Here is an 18274-nt window from a genome sequence, read left to right as displayed (position 1 = left end):
GTCCACTCACCGGACGTTGCGGGTGAACGTCTGTCGGTGGCACGGCATACCGTGTCGGTATGCGTCCCACCACCGACCTCAAGCGCACGGTCGCGCCGTTCAAGGTCGTCTCCGAGTTCGAGCCGGCCGGTGACCAGCCGGCCGCGATCAAGGACCTCGCCGAGCGCGTCGACCGTGGCGAGCAGAACGTCGTGCTCCTCGGTGCCACCGGCACCGGCAAGTCGGCGACGACGGCGTGGCTCGTCGAGCAGGTGCAGCGCCCGACGCTCGTCATGGCGCCCAACAAGACCCTCGCCGCCCAGCTGGCCAACGAGTTCCGCGAGCTGCTGCCCCACAACGCCGTCGAGTACTTCGTCAGCTACTACGACTACTACCAGCCCGAGGCCTACGTCCCGCAGACGGACACCTACATCGAGAAGGACTCCTCGATCAACGACGAGGTCGAGCGGCTCCGGCACTCGGCGACGAACTCGCTGCTCACCCGGCGCGACGTCATCGTCGTGGCGTCCGTGTCGTGCATCTACGGCCTCGGCACGCCGCAGGAGTACGTCGACAAGATGGTCCAGCTGCGCATCGGCGACGAGCTCGACCGCGACGAGCTGCTGCGGCGCTTCGTGCAGATGCAGTACACACGCAACGACCTCGCCTTCACCCGCGGCACGTTCCGGGTTCGTGGCGACACCGTCGAGATCATCCCCATGTACGAGGAGCTCGCGGTCCGCATCGAGTTCTTCGGCGACGAGGTCGACAAGATCTACACGCTCCACCCGCTCACCGGTGAGGTCGTGCGCGAGGAGACCGAGATGTACGTCTTCCCGGCGTCGCACTACGTCGCCGGCACCGAGCGCATGGAGCGTGCCATCGCGGGCATCGAGCACGAGCTCGAGGAGCAGCTCAAGACGTTCGAGAGCCAGGGGAAGATGCTCGAGGCCCAGCGGCTGCGGATGCGCACGACCTACGACATCGAGATGATGCGACAGGTCGGGTCGTGCTCGGGCATCGAGAACTACTCGATGCACCTCGACGGCCGCACCGCCGGCTCGGCGCCGAACTGCCTCCTCGACTACTTCCCAGAGGACTTTCTCCTCGTCCTCGACGAGTCGCACGTCACCGTGCCGCAGATCGGGGCGATGTACGAAGGCGACATGTCGCGCAAGCGGACCCTCGTCGACCACGGCTTCCGGCTCCCGTCGGCGATGGACAACCGCCCGCTCAAGTGGGAGGAGTTCCTCGAGCGGATCGGGCAGACCGTCTACCTCTCCGCGACGCCGGGCAACTACGAGCTCGCGCAGGCCGACGGCGTCGTCGAGCAGATCATCCGCCCGACGGGGCTCATCGACCCCGAGATCGTCCTCAAGCCGACCAAGGGCCAGATCGACGACCTGCTCCACGAGATCAACGAGCGGGCCGCGAAGGACGAGCGCGTCCTCGTCACCACGCTCACGAAGAAGATGGCCGAGGACCTCACCGACTACCTCCTCGACAAGGGGGTGCGGGTCCGCTACCTGCACTCCGACATCGACACCCTCCGCCGGGTCGAGCTGCTCCGCGAGCTGAGGTTGGGCGAGTTCGACGTCCTCGTCGGCATCAACCTCCTCCGTGAGGGCCTCGACCTGCCCGAGGTCTCGCTCGTCTCGATCCTCGACGCCGACAAGGAGGGCTTTCTCCGGTCCTCTCGCTCGCTCATCCAGACGATCGGTCGAGCCGCGCGCAACGTGTCGGGTCAGGTCCACATGTATGCCGACAAGATCACCCCGTCGATGGCCCAGGCCGTCGACGAGACCTCCCGACGTCGCGAGAAGCAGATCGCCTACAACACCGAGCGAGGCATCGACCCGCAGCCGCTGCGCAAGAAGATCGCCGACATCACCGACATGCTCGAGCGTGAGGACGCCGACACCGAGGCCCTTCTCGGCTCGGGGCGGTCGCGTTCCCGCGGCAAGTCCGACGGTGGCCGTGGTGGTCGGGGAGCGCTGGCCGCCGACGCCGTCACCGTGGGCACGGACCGGCTCGCGGGCATGGCGGCGGGCGACCTCGCCAACCTCATCCAGGAGCTCACGACCCAGATGCACCAGGCCGCGGCCGACCTGCACTTCGAGCTCGCAGCCCGACTGCGCGACGAGCTGGGCGACCTCAAGAAGGAGCTCCGCCAGATGAGCGAGGCGACGAAGTGAGCTCGGTGCCCAGCCGGGTCCGAGGGGACTGGTGACTCCCGAGGAGCTCTCGGCCTACGCGCTGGGCAAGCCCGGCGCGTGGGCGGACCAGCCGTGGGAGGGTGACGACGTCGCCAAGGTCGGCGACAAGATCTTCGCCTTCCTCGGATCCGCGGGCGTCGGGGTCAAGCTCGGTACCCGAGCCGAGGCCGACGAGTGGCTCGCCGAGTTCCCGGGCGACGCGTCCGTGATGGCCTACATCGGCCGGCACGGCTGGAACACGCTCAGCCTCGATGGTGCGATCCCCGACGAGGCCCTGAGGGAGGCCGTCGACACGTCCTACGCACTCGTCGTCGCGGGGCTCCCGCGCAGTCAGCGACCCGAGAGCTCGTCGAGCAGCTCCAGCTGACGGGTCCAGGCCGCCGACTCGACGTCGATGACCACGAAGTGGTCCCCGTCGACCTGCTCGACGGCGGCGTCTGCCCCGGCCGCGGTGGCCGCGGCGACGTAGTCGCTCGACTGGGACGGCGGGACGATGTCGTCCGCCCGGCCGTGGATGCACCGCACCGGCACGTCCAGCGGCACCTGCTGCCGCGGGTCGTAGCGCGCATCCTCGGCCGTGGCTGCGTGACCGAGCAGGGCCGGCACCGCGCCCGAGCCGAGGTCGTCGCGGTCGGCGGCGACGAGGTCGAGAACTCCGGCCTGCGACAACGCCCCGGTGACCCGCACGCGTGACTCCTGCCAGCCGGCATACCGCTGGCGCCCGGCGGCCCAGACCGCGAGGTGCCCACCGGCCGAGTGCCCGAGGGTGAGCACGCGCGACGTGTCGACGTCGTCCACGGTCGCCAGCTGCTCGATGGCCGCGTGGACGTCGTCGAACGTCGATGGCGCGCCACCGCCGATGCCGACCCGCCGGTACTCGATGTTCCACGCCGTCCAGCCCTGCTCGGCGAGGGAGCGGGCAAGCGGGCGGCCGAGCTCGAGGTCGTACTCCGCCTTCCAGAAGCCGCCGTGGATGACGACGACGACGCCCTTGCTGGGCCCCGAGGGCCGGGTCAGCTCACCGAACTGCGACGCATCGTCGCCATACGCAAGACGCACGGGTTTTCGTTCCTTCTCGGGCGCGGGCTGGGACTGCTGCGAGCACGCGACGAGGGGGAGCGCGACGAGTCCGAGCAGAACTCCGCGGCGCGTGGGCACGCCCGCAGCGTAGTGCGCGTGTGGAGGGCCACCTGCGGAGGGCGGGCCCACTCCGGTGGTCAGGATTCATCTCACGAGCGAAGCCGTGTCAAGCGGAGGGCGGGCCCCCTCCGCGTGGACGACTTGTCGCGATGCGCTCCGCGCATGCGAGAATCGTCCAAGCGGAGGGGAGTATCCCCGGCGCGGACTCCTCGTCATCACGGCCCTCACGATCCGGCCCGGGGATCCGGTCCTGCCCAGGGCGGGAGAGACCTCCGGGACACGCACCCGACCCTCGGAAGGTTCCGCACGTGCACACCCTCACCTCACTGGCGGCTGCGACGCCGTCGATGAACGTCGCCGCCTGGCAGTGGTTCCTCACCATCGGCATCGCTGCCGCGGTGCTGCTCTTCGACGTCATCATGATCGCGCGCAACCCGCACCGCCCGTCGACGAAGGAGCTCGTCCTCGCGCTCTCGTTCTACATCGGCGCCGCGGTGGTCTTCGGGATCTGGGTCTGGCTGAGCCATGGGAGCCAGCTCGCGGGCGAGTTCTACGCCGGCTGGCTGACCGAGTACTCCCTGTCGGTCGACAACCTCTTCATCTTCCTGCTCATCATGGCGAAGTTCGCCGTGCCCGAGAAGTTCCAGCAGACCGCCCTCATGTGGGGCATCATCATCGCGATCGTCCTGCGCGGCATCTTCATCTGGCTCGGCGCTGCGGCGATCAACAACTTCTCGTGGGTCTTCTACATCTTCGGCGCGTTCCTCATCTACACCGCGATCAAGCTCGCCACCGAGGGTGAGAGCGACGACGAGGAGTACGAGGAGAACCGCTTCATGAAGTGGGTCGAGAAGACCCTGCCCTCGACGAAGGAGTGGAGCACCAAGCTCGTCGTCAAGGAGAACGCGAAGCGCGTCGTCACGCCGCTCTTCATCGTCGTCCTCGCGCTCGGCACGACCGACCTGCTCTTCGCGCTCGACTCGATCCCGGCGATCTACGGCCTGACGAAGGAGCCCTACCTCGTCCTCACCGCGAACCTCTTCGCGCTCATGGGCCTGCGCCAGCTCTACTTCCTGCTCGGTGGCCTGCTCCAGAAGCTCGTCTACCTCAGCCTCGGCCTCGCGGTGCTGCTCGCCTTCATCGGCGTCAAGCTCATCCTCCACGCCCTGCACGAGAACGAGCTGCCCTTCATCAACGGCGGCGAGCACTTCAAGGTCTGGGACATCCCGATCTCGGTGTCGCTCGGCGCGATCGTCGTCATCCTCGGCGTCACGACCATCGCCTCGCTCTGGAAGTCCAAGCGGGACGCCAAGGAGGAGATCAACGCCTGACCGGAGCGGCCGGCATACCGGCCACGCCAGCGCTAGGACCCCGTCGACTCGGCGGGGTCCTTGCGCGCTCCCAGGCCAAGGACGATGGCCGACGCGAGCACGACGAGGCCCATGCCGGCGAGCTGCCAGCCGTGGAGCACCTGGCCGAGGACGATGAGCCCGGCGAGGGCGGCGACGGCCGGCTCGAGGCTGAGGAGGATCCCGAAGACCTGGGCGGTGAGCCGGCGCAGAGCGACGAGCTCGAGCGAGTAGGGCAGGACCGACGACAGCACGGCGATGCCGAGCCCGCGGGCGAGCACGCTCGCGTCCCACTCGGGCACCGACGCGAGCCCGAACGGCAGCGTCACGAGCGTCGCGAGGACCATCGCGAGCGCGAGACCCTCGAGCTTGTCGAACTCGGCTCCCGTGCGCCCGCTGAAGATGATGTATGCCGCCCAGCAGGCTCCCGCGGTCGCGGCCAGTCCCAGCCCGGTCCAGTCCAGCTCGGCGAACGGCACCGAGAGCGCCTCCGAGATGAGGAGGACCCCCGCACCGGCGGCGAGGACCGCGGCGAGGTCGACGAGCCGGCGTGACAGCGAGGCCGCGAGCAGCAGCGGGCCGAGGAACTCGATCGTCACCGCGACGCCGATCGGCAGGTGCGCGAGCGAGCCGTAGAACGTGAAGTTCATGAGGCCGAGCGCGAGCCCGAACCCGAGGACCGTGAGCCAGGCCCGTCGCGAGTGGCCCCGGAAGCGCGGCCGGGCGATCGCGAGGAGGATGACGGTCGCGAAGAGCAGGCGCATGACGACCGACCCGCCGGCCCCGATCTCGGGCACGAGGGTCGCGGCGAGCGCGCCACCGAACTGGACCGAGACGACCCCGGCGAGGACGAGAAGGGGTGCGGGGACCGAGCTGAGGCGCGACACCTCGTCAGGGTAGGTGTGAGGTTGCGGCAGGCCCGGTGCCGCCACACCGTGAGACACGGCGGCGCCGACGACAGCGCGGTCCACGGACGGGTGGCCCCCTCGGCGGCCGTTCCGCAGCCCGGCCCCGTCGGGCATGCTGGTGGGAGCGGGGACGACCTGCGTGTCCCGCACGTGCCGGAGAGGAGATGAGCACCCGATGAACGAGGACGTCCACGACGACGAGGGGCTTGCCGAGGTCGAGGCGCACGAGGCGAACGAACGCCTGGACCGCCTCGCCGGCAGCATCGCCGACCGGTTCAACCTGCTGGAGGTGCGGGTGGGTGCGCTCGAGCAGCAGGTCCGCACGTCGGACTCACGGCTCAGCCTGCTCGAGGAGACCCTCCGCCAGCACGAGATCGAGGTCCCCTAGGGGCGGGACTACCAGCCGCGCTCGCGCCACTCGTCGAGATGCGGGCGCTCGGCGCCGAGGGTCGTGTCGCCGCCGTGCCCCGGATAGACCCAGGTGTCGTCGTCGTAGACGGCGAAGACGCGGGTCGTCACGTCCTCGATGAGGCTGTCGAAGCTCTGTCCCTCGTTCTTCGTGTTGCCGACGCCGCCCGGGAAGAGGGAGTCGCCGGTGAAGAGGTGGGTGTGTCCCTCGGGATCGGGGTAGGCGAGCGCGACCGAGCCGGGCGTGTGGCCGCGCAGGTGCACGACGTCGAGCCGAGCGTCACCGACGGTGATGGTGTCGCCGTGCCGCAGACGGACGTCGGGTCGCACCGGCAGGGCGTCGGCGTCGTCGGCCCCGGCGTAGGTGCGCGGGTGGAAGGCGTCGACGAGGTCGCGCAGCGCGCGCACGTGGTCCCAGTGCTGGTGGGTCGTCACGACGTGGTCGAGGCTGCCGCTGCCCTCGCGGACGAGGGCCCCGAGGCGTGCGGCGTCGTCCGCTGCGTCGACGAGCAGCTGCTCGCCGGTCGCGCGGCAGGTGAGGAGGTAGGCGTTGTTGGACATCTCGGACACCGCGACCTTGCGGATGACGAGGTGGGCGAGCTCGCGCACCTGCGCCGGACCGCCGGGGGAGACGTCGCCGTCGTATGCCGTCACGTCACAGTCCCGGGGTCAGCTCGGGGAGCGTCTCGGCGCGCACTCCGCTCGGGTCCTGGCGGGCCAGCCAGGTGAGGATGCCGGCGCGCGACCCGGTGACGGGGGCGACGTCGTCGGTGCCGTGGCCGACGGCCCACGTGTCGCCCTCGTCGCTGCGCAGCACGAGTGGTGGGGCGCCGTCGACGCCCTGCTGCCGCTTGAGCTCGTTCTCGAGGAAGAGCACCTGGAGGTCGCCCTCGAGGTCGTCGAAGCCGAACCCGAGGTCGAGGTCGACGTGGTGGTAGACGATCTCGCGCAGCCTCATGAACGGGAGCATCCCGCCCTTGAACGTCGGGCCGCCCGGCGTCCGCTCGAGCACGACGTCACGGTGCTCCGGCCCGAGCCGGCGCAGCGCCTGGGCGAGCGGGACGGCGGTGTCCTCCACCTCGGCCACGACGACCTGCGGGTCGCGCCCGACGCCGTCGTCGATGTCGCTGTCGCGGCGTTCGGGGGAGGCGTACATCGTCTCGCCGGTGCCGTCGACGGCTGCTCCGACGAGACGGACGAGCGCCTCGGCGTTGCGGGCGAGGTGGTTGAGGACGTGGTCCCGCGTCCACCCCTCGCACAGACTGGGCGCGGACAAGTCGTCGCAGGCACGGGCGTCGGAGACGAGCCGGGCGGTGTGCTCGTCGATGGCGGCGAGGAGGACGGTCACGCTCGTCAGGCTACGCGCGCCCGCCAGAGCGCGGGAGTGCCACGCCCGGCGCTCGTGACGACCCACACCTCGTCGCCGTGGACGACGACGGAGGCGGGCGGACCCGGTGGGCCGTCGGCAGTCGACCAGGCGCTGCCGGACCGCCGGAGCAGGGTGGACCCGCGCTCGGTGGGCGCGACGAGGACGACGTCGTCCCCGAGGAGGACCGGCGACGGCACCGACGCGTTGTCGGGCACGCCGACCGCTGGGGTCCCCGGTGGCTCCGCGGTGGTGTCGTCGGTGACCTCCCAGACGGAGAGGCGCCCGTCGGTCACGCCCGCGAGGACGCACCGGTCTCGCGCGCAGACGGCCCCGTCGACCTCCGAGGTGCCGCGGTCGCCGCTCCGGGACAGGTCGACCCGGGTCCAGGGTCCGGACGGGCGGGGGGAGGTCCACGCCGCCGGGACGACCTCGACCGATCCCGGAGCGAGCCGGGTCACCGAGCCCCCGAGGAGCAGGCCGTCGCCCCGAGCCGTGATGACCCGGGCGTCGACGAGCTCCTCGGGGGTGCTGGCAAGGGGAGTGCCCGTGGAGGTGCGTCGGGACCACCGGTCCCCGCTGCGGGTCCACGTGGCGACGTCCATTCCCGTCTGCTCGCTCTGCCAGGCACCGAGGACGACCGGTGACGTGCCGGCATACGCGATCCCGGCAAGGTCACCGGCGCCATAGCTGCCGAAAACCCCGAACGGCTGCTCCTGCTCCGCGACGCCCGCAGCGGTGCCCGACCACGTCGTCCACCGGTAGTTGCCGTGGGCGCCGCCACGGGCCCCGGCGATGGCGTCGATGCGGCCACCGCGGGTGACGACCTGGAACCAGCGGCCCTCGAAGGCGTAGGGCGACCTCGGTGCGAGCGGGACCTCGCGCAGGCGATCGGGGCCGGGGCCGACGAGGAGGCGCGGACGCGGCCGGCCAGGGGCGGTGGCGCCGACGACGACGTCGTCACCCGCCGTGGCCAGCGTGACCGGCTCGAACCCGGGCGGGAGGGGGACCTGCTCCCACCGCAGCGTCGTCGTGGTGGCGGGGGAGGGGGACGTCCCGGGCGAGCCCGTCGACCCGCTCGTGCAGGCGCCGCACAGCAGGGCGGACCCGGCGACGAGTCCGACGAGCACCGCGCGCACGCTCACAGGCGCCACTCTAGGTGCGCGCCGAGGCCGCATCCCGGCGCCGGACGGTGGCTGTCGGTGGGTCCACCTAGCATGGAGGGCGTGACTTCTGCCGCGACCACCTCGCCTTCCCGCCGCTCCGGGAGCGCCACCCACGACCGCCTCGTCGTGCGTGGCGCGCGTGAGCACAACCTCAAGGACGTCTCCGTCGACCTGCCCCGGGACTCCCTCGTCGTCTTCACCGGGCTGTCCGGCTCGGGCAAGTCGTCGCTGGCCTTCGACACGATCTTCGCCGAGGGCCAGCGCCGCTACGTCGAGTCGCTGTCCGCCTACGCCCGGCAGTTCCTCGGGCAGATGGACAAGCCCGACGTCGACTTCATCGAGGGCCTGTCGCCGGCGGTGTCGATCGACCAGAAGTCGACCAACCGCAACCCGCGCTCGACGGTCGGCACGATCACCGAGGTCTACGACTATCTCCGCCTCCTCTTCGCCCGCGCCGGGAGGCCGCACTGCCCCACGTGTGGCGAGCCGATCACCCGCCAGAGCCCCCAGCAGATCGTCGACCGGTTGCTCGAGCTGCCGGAGCGGACCCGCTTCCAGGTGCTCGCCCCCGTGGTGCGCGCCCGCAAGGGCGAGTACGTCGACCTCTTCGCCGAGCTGCAGTCCAAGGGGTTCGCCCGGGCGCGGGTCGACGGCGAGGTCGTCTCGCTCACCGAGCCGCCCAAGCTCGAGAAGCAGGTCAAGCACAGCATCGACGTCGTCGTCGACCGCCTCGTCGCCAAGGGCGGTGACGCGTCGTCCAAGCGCCGTCTCACCGACTCCGTGGAGACCGCGCTCGGGCTCGCCGGTGGCGTCGTCGTCATCGAGTTCGTCGACGTCACGTCCGACGACGACCCGAGCGGCCTGCCGCGTGAGCGGCGCTACTCGGAGCGGATGGCGTGCCCCAACGACCACCCGCTGACGATGGACGAGGTCGAGCCCCGCTCGTTCTCGTTCAACTCCCCGTTCGGCGCCTGCCCGGTGTGCACCGGCATCGGCACCGAGCTCGAGGTCGACGCCGACCTCATCGTGCCCAACGACGAGCTGAGCCTCGCCGAGGGCGCCATCGCGCCGTGGGCGTCGGGGAGCGGCGCCTCCGAGTACTTCCAGCGCGTGCTCGGCGCGCTCGCCGAGGAGCTCAAGTTCAGCGTCGACGTCCCGTGGCGCGCCCTGCCCGAGCGTGCCCGCGAGGCGTTGCTCAACGGACGCAACCACAAGGTGCACGTCAAGTACCGCAACCGGTTCGGCCGGGAGCGGTCCTACACGACGGGCTTCGAGGGCGCGATCCCGTTCGTCAAGCGCCGTCACGCCGAGACCGACTCGGACTGGAGCCGTGAGCGCTACGAGGGCTACATGCGCGAGGTGCCGTGCCCCTCCTGCCGCGGCAGCCGCCTCAAGCCGGAGTCCCTCGCCGTGCTCATCGGCGGTCACAGCATCGCCGACGTCTGCGCCCTGCCGATCTCCGACTCCGCGAAGTTCCTCGAGGACGTGGACTTCACCGTCCGTGAGCGCCAGATCGCCGAGCGGGTCATCAAGGAGATCAACGCCCGCCTCGGCTTCCTCCTCGACGTCGGGCTCGACTACCTCAGCCTCGACCGCCCGGCCGGCACGCTCTCGGGCGGCGAGGCCCAGCGCATCCGCCTCGCCACCCAGATCGGGTCCGGCCTCGTCGGCGTCCTCTACGTCCTCGACGAGCCGAGCATCGGCCTGCATCAGCGCGACAACCACCGGCTCATCGAGACGCTGACCCGCCTGCGCGACCTCGGCAACACGCTCATCGTCGTCGAGCACGACGAGGACACCATCGCCACGGCCGACTGGGTGGTCGACATCGGCCCAGGCGCGGGCGAGCACGGTGGCGAGGTCGTCCACAGCGGCACCGTCGCCGACCTGCTCACCCACGAGACCTCGCTCACCGGCAGGTACCTCTCCGGCCGCGAGGAGATCCCGGTCCCGGCGGAGCGCCGCCCGCAGACTGCAGGCCGCGAGGTCACCGTGGTCGGCGCGCGCGAGCACAACCTCCACGACGTGAGTGCGAGCTTCCCGCTCGGCAACCTCGTCGCCATCACCGGGGTCTCGGGGTCGGGCAAGTCGACCCTCGTCAACGACATCCTCTACAACGTCCTCGCCAACAAGCTCAACGGCGCCCGCCACGTCCCCGGCCGTCACCGCACGGTCACCGGGCTTGAGCACCTCGACAAGGTCGTCCATGTCGACCAAGGGCCGATCGGCCGCACGCCGCGGTCCAACCCGGCCACCTACACCGGCGTGTTCGACGCGATCCGCAAGCTCTTCGCGACGACGACCGAGGCCAAGATCCGCGGCTACCAGCCCGGACGGTTCTCCTTCAACGTCAAGGGTGGCCGCTGTGACGCGTGCTCCGGCGACGGCACCATCAAGATCGAGATGAACTTCCTGCCCGACGTCTACGTGCCCTGCGAGGTGTGCCACGGCGCGCGCTACAACCGCGAGACGCTCGAGGTCCACTTCAAGGGCAAGACGATCGCCGACGTCCTCGACATGCCGATCGAGGAGGCCGCCGAGTTCTTCGCCGCGGTACCCGCCATCGCACGGCACATGACGACCCTCAACGAGGTCGGGCTCGGCTACGTGCGCCTCGGTCAGCCGGCGCCGACGCTGTCCGGTGGTGAGGCCCAGCGCGTCAAGCTCGCGACCGAGCTGCAGAAGCGCTCCACCGGCCGGACGATTTACGTCCTCGACGAGCCGACCACCGGTCTGCACTTCGAGGACATCCGCAAGCTGCTCGGCGTGCTCCAGGGGCTCGTCGACAAGGGCAACAGCGTCCTCGTCATCGAGCACAACCTCGACGTCATCAAGAGCGCCGACTGGATCGTCGACCTCGGACCCGAGGGTGGCAACAAGGGCGGCACGGTCGTCGCGACCGGCACGCCCGAGGAGGTCGCGGAGAACCCCGACAGCCACACCGGCCGGTTCCTCGCTCCGGTCCTTGCCAAGACGTCGCGCACGACGACCCGCAAGCCGGCCTCGGCGAAGAACGCGGCCGCGAGCAAGCCGGCCACGAAGGCCGTGGCGACGTCCAAGGCCGGCACGACGAAGAAGGCCACCGCCAAGACCCCGGCGACGAAGCGGACCGCTGCCGCGCGGACGGCCACGTCGGCGTCGACGACGACGACGGCGACGGCGAGCACGACGAAGCCCGCCAAGGCCACGCGCAAGACCGTGTCCTCACGCTCGTCACAGGACGGGTCGGCCACGCGGACGCCGCGCAAGAGCGCCTAGGCAGGTGGCCGGCATACCCACCTCGTATGCCGGCCACGCACGACGAAGGGCCCCGCACCGTTGCCGGTGCGGGGCCCTTCGTCGCGGTCCCGGTGGGACCCGCGCCCACGCGAAGCGTGGGACCCGCTCGCCTAGTCCTCGCCGAGGTAGGCCTTGCGGACCTCGTCGCTCTCGAGGAGCTCGGAGCCGGTGCCGGAGAGGACGATCTTGCCGACCTCGAGCACGTAGCCCTTGCTCGCCCGCTTGAGCGCGGCCTGGGCGTTCTGCTCGACGAGCAGGATCGTCGTGCCCTGCTCCTGGAGCGTCGTCACCGTCGACATGACCGTCTTCATCATGAGCGGGGACAGACCCATCGACGGCTCGTCGAGCATGAGCAGCTTGGGGCGGCTCATCATCGCGCGGCCCATGGCGAGCATCTGCTGCTCACCACCGGAGAACGTGCCTGCGGCCTGCGACTTGCGCTCCCCGAGGATGGGGAAGAGGTCGTAGGCGGCCTGCAGGTCCTTCCGGACGTCGCCATCACGACGGGCGAACGCCCCGAGCAGGAGGTTCTGCTCGACCGTGAGCCGCGGGAAGATCCGGCGGCCCTCGGGGGAGTGGGCGAGCCCGAGCGTGACGATGTCGTGCGCCGGGGTCTCGTCGATCCGCTTGCCCTGGAAGCGGATCGAGCCGCTCGCGGGACGGAGCAGGCCGGAGATGGTCCGGAGCGTCGTCGTCTTGCCCGCACCGTTGGTGCCGATGAGGGTGACGACCTCACCCTCGTCGACGGTGAAGCTGATGCCCTTGACGGCCTTGATCTTGCCGTAGGCGACGACGAGGTCCCTGACCTCGAGCATGGCGCTCACTGCTGCTCCTCCTTGGTTGCGGCGGCCTCGGAGGCGCGTGCCGGCTCGTCGTCCTCGTCGACGTCCGACCCACCGATGTAGGCCTCGATGACCCGCGGGTCGGACTGCACCTCGCCGGGCGTCCCCTCGACGAGGACCTCACCGCGGACGAGGCAGAGCACGCGGTCGCAGAGGTTGAAGATGAACCTCATGTCGTGCTCGATGACCACGACCGCCAGCCCGCTGTCGCGGATCCGGAAGATGAGGTCGCTGGCCTGCTTCGTCTCCTGCGGGTTCATGCCGGCCGTGGGCTCGTCGAGGAGAATGAGCTTCGGGTCGGTGGCCAGTGCGCGCGCGATCTCGAGCCGCCGCTGGTCGCCGTAGGGCATGTTGCGAGCGAGGTTCTCGGCCGAGTCGCCGAGGCCGACGAACTCGAGGAGCTCCTGGGCACGGGCCCGGGTGGCCTCCTCCTCACGCCGGAACTTCGGTCCCCGCAGGATCGAGGTGAGCGCCATCGAGCTGGTGCGGCAGTAGCGGCCGACCATGACGTTCTCGAGGGCCGTCATGTTGGCGAAGAGCCGGATGTTCTGGAACGTCCGGGCCATGCCGGCCATGACGACCGCCCGCGGCTTCGGCGGGATGACCTCGCCGAGGAGGCGGACCTCGCCCTCGGTGGGCTTGTAGAGCCCGGTGAGGCAGTTGAAGAACGTCGTCTTGCCGGCACCGTTGGGCCCGATGAGCCCGACGATCTCGCCCGGGTGGACGACCATGTCGACGTCCTTGACCGCGGTGAGACCACCGAAGCGCATGGTGACGCCGCGGGCCTCGAGGATCGTGCCGGACGCCTGGTCGGTCGTGCCGACGGGCGTCGTGTCCGTGACGGTCATGCCTTGGCCTCCGCTTCCTCGAGGTGGACTTCTTCGATGCGTTGGGCCAGCTCCTCGTCGTCCTCGTGGAACTCGAGCTTGCGGCGCTGGCTGGCCACGAGGCCCTCCGGGCGGAACCGCATCATGAGGACGAGGACGAGGCCGAAGATGAGCAGCCGGTAGTCGGCGACGAAGCGCAGCTTCTCGGGGAGGAGCTTGAGGATCGTCGCACCGACGAGCACACCGGCCACGGTGCCCATGCCGCCGAGGACGACGGCGGCGAGCAGGAACGCGGACTCGAGGAAGATGTACTGGTCAGGGGTGACCGAGACGTCGTGGTGGGCCTTGACCGTTCCGGCCATGCCGGCGAGGAAGGCACCACCGGCGAACGCGAACAGCTTGAGGCCGAAGACGTTGACGCCCATGGCCTCGGCTGCCTTCTCGTCCTCGCGGATCGCCACCCAGCCGCGGCCGATGCGGCTGTTGTTGAGGCGGGTGAAGACGAGGATGATGATCGCCGCGATGACGAGCAGCAGGAAGTAGTAGTTCGCGAACCGGCCGAGCGTGATGCCCGCGATCGTGTGCGGCTGCCCGAAGTCGAACCCGAAGAAGTTGAGGTCGGGGATGGCCGGGATGCCGTTGGGACCGTTGGTGAGGACCGGGCCGTTGTTGCCGTCGAGGTTGCCCATCGTCAGGCGGAAGATCTCACCGAACGCGAGCGTGACGATGGCGAGGTAGTCGCCGGACACGCGCAGGGTCGGTGACCCGATGATGAGGCCGAGGATCGCCGAGATGCAGGCGCCCATGATGACGACGACGAGGAACGGCGGCTTCCAGTCGATCGTGGCGAAGGCGGACGCCGACAGGACTGCACCGACGTAGGCTCCGGCGCCGAGGAAGGCGATGTAGCCGAGGTCGAGCAGGCCGGCGAGGCCGACGACGATGTTGAGGCCCAGGGCCGTGGCGGCGAAGATGAGGACCTGGGTCGCGATCGACATGTTCTCGTCGGACCCGCCCTGGGTGAACGGAAAGAGGAACGCCACCGCGAACGCGCCGAGCATGAGCACCTGGCGGTTCTTCTGCGCGATGAGCCCGATCCACGTGAACACGCCGGCCCTGGCGAGGGCGAGGGCGACGAACCCGACGAAGACGAGGAAGAGCACGAAGCTCGCACCGTCACCCACGTCGAGCGCGTAGGCCGCCCCGAAGAGGACGAGCGCCATGAGCACGATGATCGTGACGATCTCGAGCCACGACGAGGTCTTCGCGAAGAGCGGGTCCTTGGTCTGGCGCGAGACGAGCATGAGCCCGGACGCCGCGAGCAGGAGCGCGCCGACGAGCGAGATCCAGCCGCCGGGGTTGACGTTGATGAGCCCGCCGGACTGGTAGGCGATGGTGCCAAGGCACCCCACCATGTAGACGACGGCGCCGATCCCGAGGGCGCGCACGGCGGCAGCCGTGTCGAGCCAGGCACCGAGGCGCGAGAGCGGGCCGCGGTGGGCGAGGAGGAAGACGACCGCGACGAGGCCGAGGACGATCATGCAGATCTGCACGCCGCCGGGCCAGAAGTTCACCGACAGGTCGCCAAGGACGTCGCCGGTGTAGCTCCACGAGAGGAACGTGCCGGCGATGAGGACGAGGGCTCCGGCCAGACCCAACGGGGTGGCCGCCGAGCTGCCGCGACCCGGCACGCGCTCGAGCCACGGAGTGGCGACGACGTCGTCGTCGTGGTCGGAGTGCGCGGGTGCCACGGAGGTGGCCGGCGTGGGCGGGTTCGAGGGGGTCGAGGTGCTCATGCGCGGTCCACCACCCGAGCGCCGAGGAGGCCCTGAGGCCGGAAGACGAGCACGAGAATGAGGAGCACGAAGGCCCACACGTCCTTCCAGGCGGATCCACCGAACTGGCCGGGGATGAACTGGGTCGCCATCGACTCGGCGATCCCCAGGGTGAGGCCACCCACGATGGCGCCCTGGATGTTGCCGATGCCTCCGAGGACGGCGGCCGTGAAGGCCTTGAGTCCGGCGAGGAAGCCCATGCGGAAGTCGATGTTGGAGTTGAGCAGGCCCTGGGCCACACCACCGACGGCAGCCAGCGCAGCACCGAGGGCGAAGGCGATGACGATGATCCGGTTGACGTTGATGCCCATGAGCTGAGCGGTGTCGGGATCCTGCGACACGGCCTGCATGCCCTGGCCGAGTCGCGTCCGGTTGACGAAGAACCAGAGCAGCGCGGCCGAGACGAGGAGCGCACCGACGGTGAAGACCGCGGCCCGCTGGATGTTGAGGCCACCGAACGAGAGGCCGGGGCCGGTGACGACCTCGATCTCGGGGAAGCTGAGCTTGCTCTTGGCGCCCGGGTAGAAGAGGCGCACGGCCTCCTGGAGGAACACCGAGATGCCGATGGCGGTGATGAGGGGCGCGAGGCGTGGTGCGCCTCGCAGGGGGCGGTAGGCGATCCGCTCCATGACCACGGCGGTGAGCACCGACACGGCCACGGCGCCGAGCACCATGATCGGCAGGACCCAGAGGCCGGTCTGGCCCTTGAAGAGGACCGTCCACGTGGCGAGGGCGCCGAAGGCCCCGATCATGAAGACCTCGCCGTGGGCGAAGTTGATGAGCTGCACGATGCCGTAGACGACGGTGTAGCCGACGGCGATCAGGGCGTACAGGGACCCGAGGGTCAACCCGTTCACGATTTGTTGAAGGAACTCGGTCATCGTCGACCCGTCACCTCTCCTGGATTGAGGGGGCTGGCACATTCAAGCAGGGGCGGACCTTCGTCCGCCCCTGCTCGAATGAAGTACGTCAGCTTTCGGTCGGTACCGGGTCAGCTCACGTTCTCGGACTTGACGCTGACGAACTTGCCGCCCTCGACCTTGTAGCCCGTGATGACCTTGACGAGGGTGTCGCCGAACTCGTCGAACGACACCTTGCCGGTGACGCCTTCGAAGGAGACCTTGCCGACCGCGTCGACCGTGGCCTGGCGGGCGCTCTTGACGTCCTTGGCGTCCTTCAGGGAGACCTTGAGGGCCTCGATGATGGCGTTGGCGGCGTCGTAGGAGTAGCCACCGTAGGCAGCGGCCGGCTCGGCGTACTTCGCGGCCTCGTAGTCGGCGAGGAACTTCTTGCCGGCCTCGCTGTTCTCGGTCGGCTCACCGACGGAGGTGGCGAGGTCGCCGTTGGAGGTCGAGCCCGCGAGCTCGACGAACTTGGGGTCGAAGATGCCGTCGCCACCCATGAGCGGCACGTTGAGGCCACCGGCCTTCATCTGCTTGGACAGCGGGCCGGCCTGCGGGTACTCACCGCCGTAGTAGACGGCGCCCGGCTTGGACGGGGCGACCTTGGAGACGACCGGGGCGTAGTTGGACTCGTCCGGGTTGATCGTCTCCGCGGCGACGACGGTGCCGCCGGCGGCCTTGAAGGCCTCGGTGAAGTACTGGACGAGACCCTGACCGTAGGTCTTCTTGTCGTGGATCGTCGCGACCGACTTGATGCCCTGGTCGATGAGGAACTTGGCCGCGAAGCCGCCCTGCGCGATGTCGGTGGTGCAGGTGCGGAAGAACGTCTTGTAGGGACGCGAGTTGCCGTCGGCGCCGCGGGTGAGGGCGGGGCCGGTGTTGGCGGGCGAGATCTGGGTGATGTTGGCGGCGGCGAAGACCGGCTGGGTCTGCTGGCTGACGCTGGAGTTGAGGTTGCCGACCACGCCGATGACGTCGTCGTCCGACGCGAGCTTGGTCGCGCCGTTCTTGCCGACATCGGCCTTGCCCTCGTCGTCCACGGCCTCGACCTCGAGGGTCCAGCCGGGGATCGCCTTGCTGTCGTTGGCCTGCTTGACGGCCAGCTCGACCGAGTGCTGGATGCCCTTGCCGAGTGCCGACAGGTCGCCCGAGAGCGGCGCGATGACGCCGATCTTGGCGACCTTGGCGCTGCCGCCGGTGTCGCCGCCGGTGTCGCCGCTGTCCTCACCGCGGGTGCCACACCCTGCGAGGGCGAGTGAAGCCACCAGCATCGAGGCGCCGACGGTCATGACGGAACGCTGAGCCACGTTTCCTCCTGAAATTCTTCTCCCGCGGCCGATGGCCGAGGAGCTCGCGACGGGTGTGCGAGCACGGCGAACAATAACCACGACACCCACGAATTCCGCCGCACTTCGGCGAGATTGTGCCGAGTCGTTACCAACCTCGAAAGCACACAAATGTGTGCGATCTTCACAGGCGCACAACAGGATCCGTCGGCATACTGGCGCGATGGAGACGAATCTCGAAGGTCAGGACCGAGCCACCCCGTCCACCTCGGCGCTCGGCTGCTGCGGCCGTCGTGACGCCATGCGGGCTGCGGGCATCGTCGCCGTCGCGGGGGTGACTCTCAGTGCCTGCGGCAGCGACGCCGACCAGGCGGCGGGTGACGCGGTGAGCGACGCCGCGTCGAGTGCCGCGGGTGCCGCCAAGGACCTCGCGCAGAAGGCCGACATCCCCGTGGGCGGCGGCAAGGTCTTCGACTCGGCCAAGGTCGTCGTCACCCAGCCCACCGAGGGCGACTACAAGGCGTTCTCCGCCGTCTGCACGCACCAGGGGTGCACCGTGACCGGCGTCGAGGGCGGCACGATCAACTGCGCCTGCCACGGCAGCACGTTCGACATCGCCACCGGCGAGGTCAAGGGCGGCCCCGCGACCAAGGCCCTGCCCGAGAAGAAGGTCACCGTGGGAGCCGACGGCATCAGCGTCACGTAGCCGACGCAGCGCGGACGGCAAACGCCCGTATGCCGTGTGGTCCCGTCAGGGGCGCGTCCTAGGGT

General features: G+C 69.8%; 16 protein-coding genes. 6 read left to right on the top strand and 10 right to left on the bottom strand.

The genetic code is table 11. The annotated features are described in order from the left end of the window. Window positions 1-59: 59 nt before the first annotated feature. Window positions 60-2174, top strand: coding sequence for an excinuclease ABC subunit UvrB (uvrB, locus tag ACOJV7_RS13135; protein WP_420190655.1), 2115 nt, complete (start codon window positions 60-62; stop codon window positions 2172-2174). Between the two features lie 31 nt (window positions 2175-2205). Further along, on the top strand, window positions 2206-2562 hold the full coding sequence (locus tag ACOJV7_RS13130) for an MmcQ/YjbR family DNA-binding protein (protein WP_420190654.1): 357 nt from the start codon (window positions 2206-2208) through the stop codon (window positions 2560-2562). On the opposite strand, the gene ACOJV7_RS13125 is transcribed toward ACOJV7_RS13130, so the two are convergent. After that, complete coding sequence (locus ACOJV7_RS13125) at window positions 2526-3353, bottom strand: alpha/beta hydrolase family protein (RefSeq protein ID WP_420190653.1); 828 nt, start codon at window positions 3351-3353, stop codon at window positions 2526-2528. The two genes, ACOJV7_RS13130 and ACOJV7_RS13125, sit on opposite strands and share 37 nt — an antisense overlap. A gap of 329 nt (window positions 3354-3682) precedes the next feature. Between ACOJV7_RS13125 and ACOJV7_RS13120 the strand changes: the two genes are divergently transcribed. Then, window positions 3683-4666 carry a TerC family protein gene (locus ACOJV7_RS13120; protein ID WP_420190783.1) on the top strand — a complete coding sequence of 328 codons (984 nt, stop codon included), beginning with the start codon at window positions 3683-3685 and terminating at the stop codon, window positions 4664-4666. 32 nt (window positions 4667-4698) lie between these two features. On the opposite strand, the gene ACOJV7_RS13115 is transcribed toward ACOJV7_RS13120, so the two are convergent. Further along, complete coding sequence (locus ACOJV7_RS13115) at window positions 4699-5571, bottom strand: EamA family transporter (protein WP_420190652.1); 873 nt, start codon at window positions 5569-5571, stop codon at window positions 4699-4701. 196 nt (window positions 5572-5767) lie between these two features. On the opposite strand from ACOJV7_RS13115, the gene ACOJV7_RS13110 reads away from it, so the two are divergent. Continuing rightward, on the top strand, window positions 5768-5980 hold the full coding sequence (locus ACOJV7_RS13110) for a hypothetical protein (protein WP_420190651.1): 213 nt from the start codon (window positions 5768-5770) through the stop codon (window positions 5978-5980). 8 nt (window positions 5981-5988) lie between these two features. Here ACOJV7_RS13110 and ACOJV7_RS13105 read toward each other — a convergent pair whose 3' ends face one another. From ACOJV7_RS13105 to ACOJV7_RS13095, 3 genes are read right to left on the bottom strand one after another with little or no spacing between them, the layout of a single operon-like run. Then, complete coding sequence (locus ACOJV7_RS13105; RefSeq protein WP_420190650.1) at window positions 5989-6654, bottom strand: MBL fold metallo-hydrolase; 666 nt, start codon at window positions 6652-6654, stop codon at window positions 5989-5991. A 1-nt stretch (window position 6655) separates the two neighbouring features. Continuing rightward, on the bottom strand, window positions 6656-7348 hold the full coding sequence (locus ACOJV7_RS13100) for a maleylpyruvate isomerase family mycothiol-dependent enzyme (RefSeq protein ID WP_420190649.1): 693 nt from the start codon (window positions 7346-7348) through the stop codon (window positions 6656-6658). 5 nt (window positions 7349-7353) lie between these two features. Beyond that, on the bottom strand, window positions 7354-8511 hold the full coding sequence (locus ACOJV7_RS13095) for a hypothetical protein (RefSeq protein WP_420190648.1): 1158 nt from the start codon (window positions 8509-8511) through the stop codon (window positions 7354-7356). A gap of 72 nt (window positions 8512-8583) precedes the next feature. Here ACOJV7_RS13095 and uvrA point away from each other — a divergent pair, with 72 nt between their 5' ends. Next, on the top strand, window positions 8584-11790 hold the full coding sequence (uvrA, locus tag ACOJV7_RS13090; protein WP_420190647.1) for an excinuclease ABC subunit UvrA: 3207 nt from the start codon (window positions 8584-8586) through the stop codon (window positions 11788-11790). A 131-nt stretch (window positions 11791-11921) separates the two neighbouring features. Here uvrA and ACOJV7_RS13085 read toward each other — a convergent pair whose 3' ends face one another. From ACOJV7_RS13085 to ACOJV7_RS13065, 5 genes are all read right to left on the bottom strand, one after another. Beyond that, complete coding sequence (locus ACOJV7_RS13085) at window positions 11922-12626, bottom strand: ABC transporter ATP-binding protein (RefSeq protein WP_474542934.1); 705 nt, start codon at window positions 12624-12626, stop codon at window positions 11922-11924. 5 nt (window positions 12627-12631) lie between these two features. Then, the gene (locus ACOJV7_RS13080) at window positions 12632-13501 is read right to left on the bottom strand and encodes an ABC transporter ATP-binding protein (protein ID WP_420190645.1); all 870 of its coding nucleotides are present in this window, start codon (window positions 13499-13501) and stop codon (window positions 12632-12634) included. Then, the gene (locus ACOJV7_RS13075) at window positions 13498-15276 is read right to left on the bottom strand and encodes a branched-chain amino acid ABC transporter permease (RefSeq protein WP_420190644.1); all 1779 of its coding nucleotides are present in this window, start codon (window positions 15274-15276) and stop codon (window positions 13498-13500) included. The genes ACOJV7_RS13080 and ACOJV7_RS13075 overlap by 4 nt, the downstream gene beginning before the upstream one ends. Next, complete coding sequence (locus tag ACOJV7_RS13070) at window positions 15273-16196, bottom strand: branched-chain amino acid ABC transporter permease (RefSeq protein ID WP_420190643.1); 924 nt, start codon at window positions 16194-16196, stop codon at window positions 15273-15275. Before ACOJV7_RS13070 ends, ACOJV7_RS13075 begins: the two co-directional genes overlap by 4 nt. Before the next feature lie 110 nt (window positions 16197-16306). Beyond that, complete coding sequence (locus ACOJV7_RS13065; protein ID WP_420190642.1) at window positions 16307-17524, bottom strand: branched-chain amino acid ABC transporter substrate-binding protein; 1218 nt, start codon at window positions 17522-17524, stop codon at window positions 16307-16309. Between the two features lie 202 nt (window positions 17525-17726). Here ACOJV7_RS13065 and ACOJV7_RS13060 point away from each other — a divergent pair, with 202 nt between their 5' ends. Beyond that, the gene (locus ACOJV7_RS13060; protein ID WP_420190641.1) at window positions 17727-18209 is read left to right on the top strand and encodes a Rieske (2Fe-2S) protein; all 483 of its coding nucleotides are present in this window, start codon (window positions 17727-17729) and stop codon (window positions 18207-18209) included. Window positions 18210-18274: the final 65 nt, after the last annotated feature.

This window comes from Knoellia tibetensis (assembly GCF_048606415.1).
GTDB lineage: Bacteria > Actinomycetota > Actinomycetes > Actinomycetales > Dermatophilaceae > Knoellia > Knoellia tibetensis.
This window is presented reverse-complemented; position numbering and strand designations above follow the sequence as displayed.

Bases quoted from the DNA above. Each gene is read 5' to 3' on its own strand.
- uvrB (WP_420190655.1), top strand. From the start codon at position 60: ATGCGTCCCACCACCGACCTCAAGCGCACGGTCGCGCCGTTCAAGGTC.
- ACOJV7_RS13120 (WP_420190783.1), top strand. From the start codon at position 3,683: ATGAACGTCGCCGCCTGGCAGTGGTTCCTCACCATCGGCATCGCTGCC.
- ACOJV7_RS13110 (WP_420190651.1), top strand. From the start codon at position 5,768: ATGAACGAGGACGTCCACGACGACGAGGGGCTTGCCGAGGTCGAGGCG.
- uvrA (WP_420190647.1), top strand. From the start codon at position 8,584: ATGGAGGGCGTGACTTCTGCCGCGACCACCTCGCCTTCCCGCCGCTCC.
- ACOJV7_RS13085 (WP_474542934.1), bottom strand. From the start codon at position 12,626: ATGCTCGAGGTCAGGGACCTCGTCGTCGCCTACGGCAAGATCAAGGCC.
- ACOJV7_RS13080 (WP_420190645.1), bottom strand. From the start codon at position 13,501: ATGACCGTCACGGACACGACGCCCGTCGGCACGACCGACCAGGCGTCC.
- ACOJV7_RS13075 (WP_420190644.1), bottom strand. From the start codon at position 15,276: ATGAGCACCTCGACCCCCTCGAACCCGCCCACGCCGGCCACCTCCGTG.
- ACOJV7_RS13070 (WP_420190643.1), bottom strand. From the start codon at position 16,196: ATGACCGAGTTCCTTCAACAAATCGTGAACGGGTTGACCCTCGGGTCC.
- ACOJV7_RS13060 (WP_420190641.1), top strand. From the start codon at position 17,727: ATGGAGACGAATCTCGAAGGTCAGGACCGAGCCACCCCGTCCACCTCG.